Genomic DNA, 11,990 nt, shown 5'->3' on the forward strand with positions numbered 1-11,990 from the left:
TCAGGCTTGAATCAGACTGGCCTTCAGCATCAGCCGGCGAATTTCCTTGTAGCGAGGCCAATCGAAGCCTTCCAGGAAGTTGATGGCCGACTGCACCCCCATCTCGAACAGCCGGAGCTTGGTTTCTCTGGGCATGTCGAAGTCGAGCCAGTTCACATCCTGGGTGTCGATGAAGGCCACCAGTTTGCTGAAGTCGGGGTTGCGGTGAATGAAGTCGCTGTCGAGCGCATGGCGTGCCGAGTTGAACGACTGAGTGACCACGTCAATGAGGGTTTTGATGTCGTGACGGTATTCGTCCCATTGCAGCTTGACCCCGAAGGTGGGCCGCAAAGGCACGCGGCTGGGGTTGTGGAAGGCGTTGATCGGGAAATTCGACAGCACCCCACCGTCGACAAAATGGTGCCGCTTGGGCAGGAATTCACCTTCGAATGCGCGAGCGGGCCGGTAGGGGTGAGCCTCCCTCCATAGGGGCCGGGCGTGCTCCAGGGGCAGGGAATCGATCTGGTAGGTTTCAAAGAAGCCTGGAATCGACATGGAGGCGCGGGCGAAATTCGCCACATCGACCTGTTCCGGTTCCTGCCAGTACAGCGGCGCGTGCTTGGGAAATTCCACTTTGCTTTCAGTCGAAATGTCGGCCGCGATCACGCACAGGTAGTCGGTGTTGGGGTTGCGGGTGAGTACACGCCGCCCGTCGGCCTGCACCGTGTAGGGCTTGACAGGCAAACCGTCATAGTCGCTGTCGAGGGCGCTGTCGCACACCCATAGAGGAGGCAGGTCATGCATGCGTTCGCGCAGAGCTGCTGTGGTCATGGTTTTGCCACCATTGAAGCCTCGCATCAGCGCCGACATCCAGTCAAAGAAGGTCTGGCCGCGGTTCAGTGCATGGATTTCGTGCAGGTTGTCCAGAACTTGCGCGGTTTTCCATGTTTTTACGAGCAGGTTGCGGCCTTTCATCCAGGCGTTCAGTGCCTCGATGGCATCGGTGTCACCCGGTTCCTTGCCATCCACAAAGCTGCTCATTGGCATGTTGGCCAGAATCTCCATCAGCGGCTGCATGCGCGATTCGGATGGCTTGGCTGCCGCTGCCAGCGCCACGGCTGACACGGCGCCAGCCGAGGTGCCTCCGATGCCGATGAAGCGCAGGCCAGCCTCTTCCAGTACGTGGATGTAGCCGAGCAGGGCAATGCCCAAAGTGCCGCCGCCTTCTAGGACCAGATCGATGTACTGCTGGCCTTGGCTGTCGATCACATCACTGTACTGTTTGGCTTTCAGTGCTTTCAACTGCCCTTGGTAGGCGCGCGTACAGGCAAGAAAGTCTTCGCGACTGACGTTGGTGGTAGACATGATGTAGGGCGAAGAGTGGCTGATACGAGGACAGTAGCGCGATCAGCGGCGGTGTGCTGCCCCTAGTTGTAGGGAGTTGGGGCATGGGTGCGCAACACCGAGGACAGAAACAAAAAAGCCCCGGTGCGAGCAGCCGGGGCTTTTTGGATGGGCGAGAACCCGAAGGATCACGCCACCGTTACGGGGATCTTGCCGATCTTGGCTTGCCAGGTCTTGGGCCCTTCGATGTGGGCGCTGGTGCCCCCTGCGTCAACTGCCACGGTCACGGGCATGTCGACCACATCGAACTCGTAGATGGCTTCCATGCCCAGGTCTTCAAAGCCCACCACCTTGGCAGCCTTGATGGCTTTGGACACGAGGTAAGCCGAGCCGCCCACGGCCATCAGGTAGGCGCTCTTGGCGTCCTTGATGGCGGCGATGGCTTCGGGGCCGCGTTCAGCCTTGCCCACCATGGCGATCAGGCCAGTCTTCTCCAGCATCATGCGGGTGAACTTGTCCATGCGGGTGGCGGTGGTGGGGCCAGCTGGGCCCACCACTTCGTCACGCACCGGATCAACCGGACCCACGTAGTAGATGACGCGGTTGGTGAAGTCCACGGGCAGCTTCTCGCCCTTGGCCAGCATGTCTTGAATGCGCTTGTGGGCGGCATCGCGGCCGGTCAGCATCTTGCCGTTGAGCAGCAGGGTCTGGCCGGGCTTCCAGCTGGCGACTTCTTCCTTGGTCAAGGTGTTCAGGTCCACGCGCTTGGACTTGTTGTAGTCAGGTGCCCAGTGCACGTTGGGCCACAGGTCCAGGCTGGGGGGATCCAGATAGACGGGGCCGGAACCATCCATCACGAAGTGGGCGTGGCGGGTGGCCGCGCAGTTCGGGATCATGGCGATGGGCTTCGACGCAGCGTGCGTGGGGTAGGTCTTGATCTTGACGTCCAGCACGGTGGTCAGGCCGCCCAGGCCTTGGGCGCCAATGCCCAGGGCATTGACCTTCTCGTACAGCTCGATGCGCAGCTCTTCCAGCTTGTTCTGGGGGCCGCGCTCCAGCAGTTCGTACATGTCGATGTCGTCCATCAGGGCTTCCTTGGCCAGCAAGGCAGCCTTCTCGGCGGTACCACCCACGCCAATGCCCAGCATGCCGGGTGGGCACCAGCCAGCACCCATGGTCGGCACGGTCTTCAGTACCCAGTCGACGATGTTGTCAGATGGGTTCAGCATGTAGACCTTGGACTTGTTTTCGGAGCCACCGCCCTTGGCGGCCACGGTCACGTCCAGCTTGTCGCCGGGCACCAACTCCATGAACACCACAGCGGGGGTGTTGTCCTTGGTGTTCTTGCGTTCAAAGATGGGGTCAGACAGCACCGACGCGCGCAGCTTGTTGTCGGGGTTGTTGTAGCCGCGGCGCACGCCTTCGTCGATGGCCTCTTGAATGCTGCGGGCGCCAAAGCCTTCCCACTTCACGCTCATGCCCACCTTGAGGAACACGTTGACGATGCCGGTGTCTTGACAGATCGGGCGGTGGCCTTCAGCACACATGCGCGAGTTGGTCAGGATCTGGGCGATCGCGTCCTTGGCAGCGGGGCTTTCTTCGCGCTCGTAGGCGCGAGCCAGGTGGGCGATGTAGTCAGCGGGGTGGTAGTAGGAAATGTATTGCAGCGCGGCTGCGACGCTTTCAACGAGATCGTCGTAACGAATGGTCGTCATGGCTGGGCCTTTGTGGGGCGGTGATTGGAATAGACCGACATTGTGCCAAAGGCACACCGTGGCGTCAGTGCGGCTTGTCGGAATTCTGGTGTCCGGCGTGAAGGATGCGGTCGGTGGCGGCAATGGCCATGGCTGACAGCAGGAAGGCCACGTGAATCACCGTCTGGGCGATCAGGGCCTTTTCCGAGTAGTTTTCGGCGTTGATGAAGGTTTTCAGCAGGTGAATGGACGAAATGCCAATGATGGCGGTGCCCAGCTTCACCTTCAACACTGACGCGTTCACGTGGTCCAGCCATTCAGGTTGGTCTGGGTGACCTTCCAGGTGCATGCGCGACACAAAGGTTTCGTAGCCCCCCACGATGACCATGATCAGCAGGTTCGAGATCATGACCACATCGATCAGGCCGAGCACCACCAGCATGATGGTCGTTTCAGTCAGGTGGGTGGGAGCCTCAGCCGAGCGTTGTCCGGATGCCGCAAAAATGGCTTGCAACGCTTCCTGGTTGCCAAAGGCGGCCTCGACCAGGTGGACCAGCTCTACCCAGAAATGGAAGGCGTAAACGCCTTGGGCCACGATGAGTCCGAGGTAAAGCGGCAATTGCAGCCAGCGGCTGGCGAAGATCAGGCTGGGAATGGTGCCAAGTTTGACCGGCTTGTCTGATTTATTCATGGGTGTGCTTGGGGAATGTCCGAGGTAACAAATTCTAGAGACTGGCGCAATGTCCTGTCTTGGTGCGCTTTTTACGTCTGCGTCACCAGTCCAACAGCGGGTGCCAAAAGCACCGGTATCAGGAGTCCACGCCATGTCTGGCCAGAATGTCAACACAACCCCTTCTCTTTACCCCGTTCCCGAGGCGTTTGCTGCCAAAGCACACATTGGTAGTCGTCAAGCCTACGATCAACTCTGCGCTGAAGCTCAGAAAGATCACGAAAGCTACTGGGCACGCCTAGCCCGCGAGTTTCTTTCCTGGAAGCAGCCCTTTACCAAGGTCCTCGACTCCAGCAATGCGCCGTTTTTCAAGTGGTTCGACGATGGCCAGATCAATGCCTCGTACAACTGCCTGGATCGTCACGTCGAGGCCGGGCGTGGTGATCGGGTTGCGATCGTCTTCGAATCGGACGATGGTCAGGTCAGCCGCATCACCTACAGCGACTTGCTGCAGCGGGTGTCGAAGCTGGCCAATGCGCTGAAAGCGCAAGGGGTCAAGAAGGGTGACCGTGTGGTGCTGTACCTGCCCATGTCGGTTGAAGGGGTCGTGGCCATGCAGGCCTGCGCCCGCATCGGCGCCACGCACTCGGTGGTGTTTGGTGGTTTCTCCGCTCAAAGTCTGCGTGATCGCATTGAAGACGCTGGCGCCGTCCTGGTCATCACGGCCGACGAGCAGTTGCGGGGCGGCAAAGCCTTGCCTCTGAAGGCCATCGTTGACGAAGCCTTGGGCATGGGCGGCTGCGATTCGGTGCGTCAGGTCATCGTGTTCCAGCGCACCGGCGGCAACATTCAAATGCAAGCCGGGCGTGACGCCTGGTTGCACGACGTGCTGGCTGCGCAGCCGGCCGAGTGCGCGCCCGAGTGGGTGAGCGCCGAACACCCGTTGTTCCTGCTGTATACATCGGGGTCAACCGGTAAGCCCAAGGGCGTTCAGCACAGCACGGGCGGGTACCTGCTGCATGCCGCGCTGACGACCAAATGGACTTTCGACCTGAAAGACGATGATGTGTTCTGGTGCACCGCCGACATCGGCTGGGTCACGGGGCATACCTATGTGGCTTACGGGCCGTTGGCACTGGGCGGCACCCAGGTCATCTTTGAAGGCGTGCCGACCTACCCGGACGCCTCGCGCTTCTGGCGCATGATCGAAGCGCACAAGGTCACCATTTTCTACACCGCGCCCACGGCCATTCGCGCCCTCATCAAAGCGGCCGAGACCAACGAAGCGGTGCATCCGCGCAAGTTCAACCTCAGCAGCCTGCGTCTGCTGGGCACGGTCGGCGAGCCGATCAACCCCGCCGCCTGGGAGTGGTATCACCGCGAGATCGGTGGCGGCCGCTGCCCCATTGTCGACACCTTCTGGCAGACCGAAACCGGTGGTCACATGATCACGCCATTGCCTGGCGCGCATGCCCTCAAGCCCGGTTCGTGCTCGCTGCCATTCCCTGGCATTGATGCCGCCGTGGTTGACGAAACCGGCAAGGAAGTGCCATGGGGGCAGGGGGGGGTGCTGGTGGTACGCAAGCCGTGGCCTTCCATGATTCGCACCATCTGGGGCGACCCCGAGCGTTTCAAGAAGAGTTACTACCCAGCCGACTTTGGTGGTCAGTACTACCTGGCAGGCGACGGCGCCATTCGCGATGCTGAAAATGGCTACTTCACCATCACCGGTCGCATCGACGACGTGCTCAACGTGTCGGGTCACCGCATGGGCACGATGGAAATCGAGTCAGCGTTGGTGTCGCACCCCCTGGTGGCCGAGGCCGCCGTGGTCGGTCGCCCGGATGATCTGACAGGGGAAGCCATTTGCGCCTTCGTGGTCCTGAAGCGGCCACGTCCCACAGGCGATGAGGCTCGGCAATTGGCCAATGAATTGCGCAACCACGTGGCACAGGAAATTGGCCCGATTGCGAAACCCAAAGATATTCGATTTGGAGATAATTTGCCTAAAACCCGCTCCGGGAAAATCATGCGTCGCTTGCTGCGTGTGATTGCCAAGGGGGAAGATGTGACCCAGGATACCAGTACTCTGGAAAACCCGGCCATTCTCGAGCAATTGGCGCAGAGCAACTGAGATTTAACAATCCAGCCACAATTCATAAGGGGCTCGACCTGAAAAGGTCGGGCTCCTTTTTTCATGGCTAATTTCAAATTAGTTTCATTTTGTGCACTTTGTCCACGTGACTCAGCATTCACCCTTATTACAAAAGGAACAGATCCCCCTTAAATTGGGGGGGAGGGTCACAAGCCCGGTTGAATCTGTCATCACGAGGAGCACACCATGGCGAGTAGCAGCATGACGAATGCACCCATGACGGCTGAGGAGAAAAAAGTCATTTTCGCCTCCAGTCTGGGAACGGTTTTTGAGTGGTACGACTTTTATCTCTACGGTTCGTTGGCGGCCATCATCGCCAAGCAATTCTTCGCGGGCCTAGACCCCACTTCTGCGTTCATTTTTGCCTTGCTGGCATTTGCCGCAGGTTTCATCGTTCGTCCGTTTGGCGCGCTGGTCTTCGGTCGCCTGGGTGACATGATCGGGCGCAAATACACCTTCCTGGTCACCATTTTGATCATGGGTTTGTCGACGTTTATCGTCGGTATCTTGCCCAATTACGAACATATTGGTGTTGCCGCCCCGGTTATTCTGATTGTGTTGCGCTTGCTCCAAGGCCTGGCCCTGGGGGGTGAGTATGGCGGCGCGGCGACTTATGTGGCCGAACACGCGCCTCACGGTCGTCGTGGCGCCTACACAGCCTGGATTCAAACCACTGCCACGATGGGCCTGTTCCTGTCGCTGCTGGTGATTCTTGGCACTCGTACCTTCGTGGGTGAAGACGCCTTCGCCGCTTGGGGCTGGCGCGTGCCGTTTATCGTGTCGATCGCTCTGCTGGGTATCAGCGTGTGGATCCGCATGAGCATGAACGAATCGCCCGCCTTCAAGAAGATGAAGGAGGAGGGCAAGACCTCCAAGGCGCCTCTGTCTGAGTCGTTTGGTCAGTGGTCCAACCTGAAGATCGTGATTCTGGCGCTGCTGGGTTTGGTCGCGGGTCAAGGCGTGGTCTGGTACACCGGTCAGTTCTATGCCCTGTTCTTCCTGACTCAGGCTTTGAAGGTTGACGGCGCTACTGCCAACATCCTGGTTGCCATCTCGCTGCTGATCGCCACCCCCTTCTTCGTGGTGTTCGGTTCGCTGTCTGACAAGATCGGCCGCAAGCCCATCATCCTGGGTGGCTGCCTGATCGCTGCGCTGACTTACTTCCCGCTGTTCAAGGCACTGACCGAGGCCGCTAACCCCGATCTGGCTCGTGCTCAAGCCACCGCCCCCGTGACTCTGGTGGCAGATCCAGCTGAGTGTTCGTTCCAGTTCAACCCGACCGGTACCGCCAAGTTCACCAGCTCTTGCGATATCGCCAAGCAGGTGTTGGCTGCCAACTCGGTGAACTACGAGAACGTGGCAGGTGCGGGTGTGGCCCAGATCAAGGTGGGCGACAAGGTCATCCCGTCGTACAGCTCGAAGGGGCTGGCTGCCGACGAGGCCAAGAAGCAGGATGCGGCTTTCAAGAAGGAAGTGCTGTCTGCCATCAAGGAAGCGGGTTACCCAGCCAAGGCTGACCCAGCCAAGCTGAACAAGCCCATGGTGGTGGCCATCCTGACTCTGCTGGTCATCTATGTGACCATGGTCTACGGTCCGATTGCGGCCATGCTGGTGGAGATGTTCCCCACACGCATCCGCTACACCTCAATGTCTCTGCCGTATCACATTGGTAACGGCTGGTTCGGTGGCCTGCTGCCGACCACCGCCTTCGCGATCGTGGCGCAAACCGGCAACATCTACAACGGTCTGTGGTACCCCATTGTGGTGGCGCTCATGACCTTCGTGATTGGCCTGCTGTTCGTGCGCGAAACCAAGGACATCGACATCTACGCAAACGACTGATCGATCTGTGTGACGCCCCCGCTTCTGGTGGGGGCATGAAAAAAGCCCCGCAGTGCGGGGCTTTTGATTTTTCGGCTGAGGAAATTACTTCAGCGACAGAATCCAGGAAACCAGTTGCTTGGCTTCTGCTTCATTGACTTGGCTGTTGGCAGGCATGGGCACTTCGCCCCAAGATCCCTTGCCGCCCTTCAGGACTTTTTCCACCAATTTGGCTTCAATGCCCTTTTGGCCCTTGTATTTCTTGGCCACATCCTTGTAAGCCGGGCCGACAATCTTGTTGTCGATGCCATGGCAACCCATACAAGCCTTCTTCTGAGCCAGTTCCTGGCTGGCAAAGGCGGGGGACAGGGCGGCGGCGCTCAGGGCTGTAGCAGCCAACAGAGAGGGCAAGAATTTCATGAAAGATCCTTCCGCAAGCGGGTCTAGAGTTAGGACCTCTTCATTCTAGCCATCGATTTCTGTTGCTGTGAAATTTAAGGACATCAAGATGTGGTTTGTAGCGATTGGAGTCTTGTTGCTGGTCATGAACTTTGCAGGTTTGGGGCCTGTCGGGGCGTGGACATGGGGTGAACGCTGGTGGGCCTTTCTGGCGCCCTTCGGCGCGGCCATCGTCTGGTGGGCCTTTGTGGATTCGACTGGTTGGACCCAGCGCAAAGCCATGGAGAAAGTTGACGACAAACGCAAAGCCCGGCGCCAGAAGCACCTGGAAGATCTGGGCCTGGACGCAAAGTCACGCGAGCGCCGTAAACAAGGCTGACTGAAAAGCCGACAGGTGCGAAGGGTGGGGTGGGGCTGAGGATAAAATCTGGGCCTCTCAAGCGAATCTAGCCCGGAGTTCCTTCATGCCTCAGTATCGTTCCCGTACTTCCACCGCCGGTCGCAACATGGCGGGTGCCCGCGCGTTGTGGCGCGCCACAGGCATGAAGGACGGCGATTTCGAGAAGCCCATCATCGCCATTGCCAATAGCTTCACCCAGTTCGTGCCGGGTCACGTGCACCTGAAGGATCTGGGTCAATTGGTTGCCCGTGAAATCGAGGCCGCTGGTGGTGTCGCCAAGGAATTCAACACCATCGCCGTGGACGACGGCATTGCCATGGGTCACGGCGGCATGCTGTATTCGCTGCCCTCGCGCGACCTGATCGCCGACAGCGTGGAGTACATGGTCAATGCCCACACGGCCGATGCGCTGGTGTGCATTTCCAACTGCGACAAGATCACCCCCGGGATGCTGATGGCCGCCTTGCGCCTGAACATTCCTGTGATTTTCGTCTCCGGTGGCCCCATGGAAGCCGGCAAGGCCAAGATCGAAGGCAAGGTCATTGCGCTTGATCTGGTTGACGCCATGGTCAAAGCCGCAGACAAGAGCTGCTCAGACGAAGAAGTGGCCACCATCGAACGCTCGGCGTGCCCCACCTGTGGTTCCTGCTCGGGCATGTTCACGGCCAACTCGATGAACTGCCTGACCGAGGCGCTGGGCTTGTCCCTGCCAGGCAATGGCACCATCGTTGCCACGCACGCTGACCGCGAAAAACTGTTCCGTCAAGCCGGTCGCAGCATCGTGGCGTTGGCCAAGCGTCATTACGAACAAGACGACTACTCTGTGTTGCCTCGCAACATTGCCAGCTTCAAGGCGTTTGAAAACGCTGTGGCTTTGGACGTGGCCATGGGCGGCTCGACCAACACCGTTCTGCACCTGTTGGCCGCCGCTCGCGAGGCCGGTGTCGACTTCACCATGAAGGACATCGATCGCATGTCGCGCAAGGTGCCTTGCCTGAGCAAGGTGGCCCCCGCCGTGCCAGACGTTCACATTGAAGACGTGCACCGTGCTGGCGGCATCATGGCCATTCTGGGTGAGTTGGCTCGCGGTGGGTTGTTGCACACCGACGTCCCCACGGTTCACAGTGCCACCATGGCCGAAGCCATCGCCAAGTGGGACATCGCCGTCACGCAAGACGAAGCTGTTCACACTTTCTACAAGGCTGCCCCCGGCGGCATCCCCACTCAGGTGGCGTTTTCCCAAGACAGTCGCTGGAAGGCGCTGGACCTGGACCGCGAGCACGGTGTGATTCGCAGCAAGGAACACGCTTTCACGGCGGATGGCGGTTTGGCTGTTCTGTACGGCAACATTGCCGAGAAGGGTTGCATCGTCAAGACTGCGGGTGTGGACGAGTCGATCTGGAAGTTCACCGGCAAGGCTCGCGTGTTCGAAAGCCAGGACGATGCGGTGGAAGGCATCCTGGGCGAAGTGGTTCAGGCTGGCGATGTGGTCATCATTCGCTACGAAGGCCCCAAGGGCGGTCCTGGTATGCAGGAAATGTTGTACCCCACCTCCTATCTGAAGAGCCGCGGGTTGGGTAAGGCTTGTGCGCTGTTGACCGACGGTCGCTTCTCGGGGGGTACTTCGGGTTTGTCGATTGGTCATGCCTCGCCTGAAGCTGCGTGTGGCGGCGCCATCGCGTTGGTGGAAGATGGTGACACCATCGAGATCGACATTCCCAACCGTCGCATTCACCTGGCCATCAGCGACGAGCAAATGGCCGCTCGCCGCGCGGCGATGGAAGCCAAGGGTGCGCAGGCCTGGAAGCCCGCAAACCGTGAACGAGTGGTCTCGGCCGCCCTGCAGGCCTATGCTTTGTTGACCACCTCGGCCGACACCGGCGCGGTGCGTGATCTGAGTCAGATTCAGCGTTGATCGCGCGAGTCACCACCTGGTGACCCGCATGAAAGGCCCGCTTTGTGCGGGCTTTTTTCTTGGCGTTGCCGATGTGGCATGGGTACACAATGACCTCATGCACAACACCCCCGCCATGATCCGAAGGGCCTATGCCATCCAGCGTTTGAAGGAGCGACTTGCGGCCCGGTCGTTTCCTCGCGTTCAGATGGGGTTGATCGTCGCGCTCACGGGTGGGTTTGGCTTGTTGGCGTCTTTCTCGTTGTTGCACCTCGGGTTGGATGCCATGGCGATACGCTATCCCTTGGCACTGCTGTGTGCTTACGGCTTCTTCCTCTTGCTCATCTGGTTCTGGTTGCGTCAGAACGCTTCGGACTACGCCGATGTGCCTGATCTGTCCTGCATATCTGGCGGAGACGGCGGTGGCATGTGCCAGGCACCGCTCGAGAGCGGCGGAGGGGGTGATTTCGGGGGCGGGGGAGCGTCCGGAACTTACGATGCGTCCGGAAGCGTCATGGACGATACGGTCGCGTCACCATTGAAGTCGGTCGGGGATTCTGTGGCATCGGTCGCCGAGTCAGATGAGCTGGCCATACCGCTCATCGTGATCGCGCTGGCCCTGGGGTTGGCGCTGGCATCGCTCTATGTGGTTTACATCGCGCCAGTGCTGTTCGCCGAGGTGCTGGTTGATGGGGTGCTGTCGTATGCCCTGTTTCGCCACTTGCGCCGAGAAAACTCCCCGCACTGGCTATCGAGCGCCTTTCGCCGCACCTGGCTTCCCTTTGCGATCACTGCCTTCTTCTTGATGGCGGTGGGAGGCGCGATGGAGATCTACGCTCCCGGAGCGCATTCAGTCGGGCAGGTGATTGAGTACGCGTCGAATCACTCGTCTTCAAACTGAGTAACCGGTTTGGGGGCCGGTCTCAGTTTGGATGGTGCAGCGAGGCAAGGGCGAGCAGCGGTTGATGCTGAGTCGACCCGTGCAATTCGGTATGGGTTGGTCTGATCAGAACGGAATCAGGTTGCCTTCGTCGAGTTGGTCGAGAACCTGGTTCCACTCGCTGTCCCAAGCGTCCAGCTCGAAAGTCATGATGTCGTTGGAAGAAAAGAGAGGGATCACTTTTGCCATCACAAGCTCCGCATCAAGGGTGTTGGTGAGCCTTCATTTAAGCACCCTCAATGCGCGCTGCGTGGGCCGGCTGACCGCGATCAGACCGCTTGCATGAACAAAATCACGCCAAGTTGATGGGGACGTTCAGGCTGCGGCTTCTTGTTCTCGCACCATTTGATCCAGCGCCGCGCAGACTTCTGCAAAACGACCGGCGATGACGGTGCGGCGTGCATCGCTGGGGTCGCTGCAGATGCGCAGGTGGTGCATGGGCATGCGATTGACTGTGCGGGACGCGGCTGGACGGACGATGGATCGTGCGTTGACGACGCCCGAGGCGCTCAGACCCACACTGGCTGGGCTGGCCATGCGCGGAGCTGTGGCCTGGGTGGGTTGCGAGCGAAAGAAGAAAGCGCGTGCGAATTGGTGAATCATGGTGAACTCCGGTTACTGAAAAGGAATTCGGCAGGATTCGTGGAAGGGACTGACGCGCGGGATCGCAACAAGACAGGCTGAACCTGCTTGC

11 protein-coding genes are annotated in these 11,990 nt (G+C 59.5%); 5 read left to right on the forward strand and 6 right to left on the reverse strand.

What is annotated here, in order from left to right:
• From VFW72_RS02670 to VFW72_RS02680, 3 genes are all read right to left on the reverse strand, one after another.
• The gene (locus VFW72_RS02670) at nt 1-1,344 is read right to left on the reverse strand and encodes a patatin-like phospholipase family protein (protein ID WP_329672713.1); all 1,344 of its coding nucleotides are present in this window, start codon (nt 1,342-1,344) and stop codon (nt 1-3) included.
• A gap of 167 nt (nt 1,345-1,511) precedes the next feature.
• Nucleotides 1,512-3,038 (reverse strand): fumarate hydratase, encoded by a 1,527-nt coding sequence (locus VFW72_RS02675; RefSeq protein ID WP_329672714.1) that lies wholly within the window; start codon nt 3,036-3,038, stop codon nt 1,512-1,514.
• A gap of 64 nt (nt 3,039-3,102) precedes the next feature.
• Nucleotides 3,103-3,708, reverse strand: coding sequence for a TIGR00645 family protein (locus VFW72_RS02680; protein WP_329672715.1), 606 nt, complete (start codon nt 3,706-3,708; stop codon nt 3,103-3,105).
• 133 nt (nt 3,709-3,841) lie between these two features.
• On the opposite strand from VFW72_RS02680, the gene acs reads away from it, so the two are divergent.
• Both acs and VFW72_RS02690 read left to right on the forward strand, forming a co-directional pair.
• Nucleotides 3,842-5,821, forward strand: a complete 1,980-nt coding sequence (acs, locus tag VFW72_RS02685; protein WP_329672716.1) for an acetate--CoA ligase — start codon at nt 3,842-3,844, stop codon at nt 5,819-5,821.
• A 207-nt stretch (nt 5,822-6,028) separates the two neighbouring features.
• The gene (locus VFW72_RS02690; protein ID WP_329672717.1) at nt 6,029-7,684 is read left to right on the forward strand and encodes an MFS transporter; all 1,656 of its coding nucleotides are present in this window, start codon (nt 6,029-6,031) and stop codon (nt 7,682-7,684) included.
• 84 nt (nt 7,685-7,768) lie between these two features.
• On the opposite strand, the gene VFW72_RS02695 is transcribed toward VFW72_RS02690, so the two are convergent.
• Nucleotides 7,769-8,083 carry a c-type cytochrome gene (locus VFW72_RS02695; protein WP_329672718.1) on the reverse strand — a complete coding sequence of 105 codons (315 nt, stop codon included), beginning with the start codon at nt 8,081-8,083 and terminating at the stop codon, nt 7,769-7,771.
• Nucleotides 8,084-8,171: 88 nt separating this feature from the next.
• On the opposite strand from VFW72_RS02695, the gene VFW72_RS02700 reads away from it, so the two are divergent.
• The 3 genes from VFW72_RS02700 (at nt 8,172) to VFW72_RS02710 (ending at nt 11,257) form a co-directional block, all read left to right on the forward strand.
• Nucleotides 8,172-8,441, forward strand: coding sequence for a TIGR04438 family Trp-rich protein (locus VFW72_RS02700; RefSeq protein WP_329672719.1), 270 nt, complete (start codon nt 8,172-8,174; stop codon nt 8,439-8,441).
• Between the two features lie 85 nt (nt 8,442-8,526).
• Nucleotides 8,527-10,377, forward strand: a complete 1,851-nt coding sequence (gene ilvD / locus VFW72_RS02705; protein ID WP_329672720.1) for a dihydroxy-acid dehydratase — start codon at nt 8,527-8,529, stop codon at nt 10,375-10,377.
• A 97-nt stretch (nt 10,378-10,474) separates the two neighbouring features.
• Nucleotides 10,475-11,257 carry a hypothetical protein gene (locus VFW72_RS02710; protein ID WP_329672721.1) on the forward strand — a complete coding sequence of 261 codons (783 nt, stop codon included), beginning with the start codon at nt 10,475-10,477 and terminating at the stop codon, nt 11,255-11,257.
• A gap of 105 nt (nt 11,258-11,362) precedes the next feature.
• On the opposite strand, the gene VFW72_RS02715 is transcribed toward VFW72_RS02710, so the two are convergent.
• Entirely contained in the window at nt 11,363-11,485 is a 123-nt protein-coding gene (locus VFW72_RS02715; RefSeq protein WP_329672722.1) for a hypothetical protein, read from the reverse strand.
• A 126-nt stretch (nt 11,486-11,611) separates the two neighbouring features.
• On the reverse strand, nt 11,612-11,899 hold the full coding sequence (locus VFW72_RS02720; RefSeq protein ID WP_329672723.1) for a hypothetical protein: 288 nt from the start codon (nt 11,897-11,899) through the stop codon (nt 11,612-11,614).
• Nucleotides 11,900-11,990: the final 91 nt, after the last annotated feature.

Origin of the sequence: Aquabacterium sp., from assembly GCF_036273115.1 — a bacterium.
Classification (GTDB): Bacteria; Pseudomonadota; Gammaproteobacteria; order Burkholderiales; family Burkholderiaceae_C; genus Aquabacterium.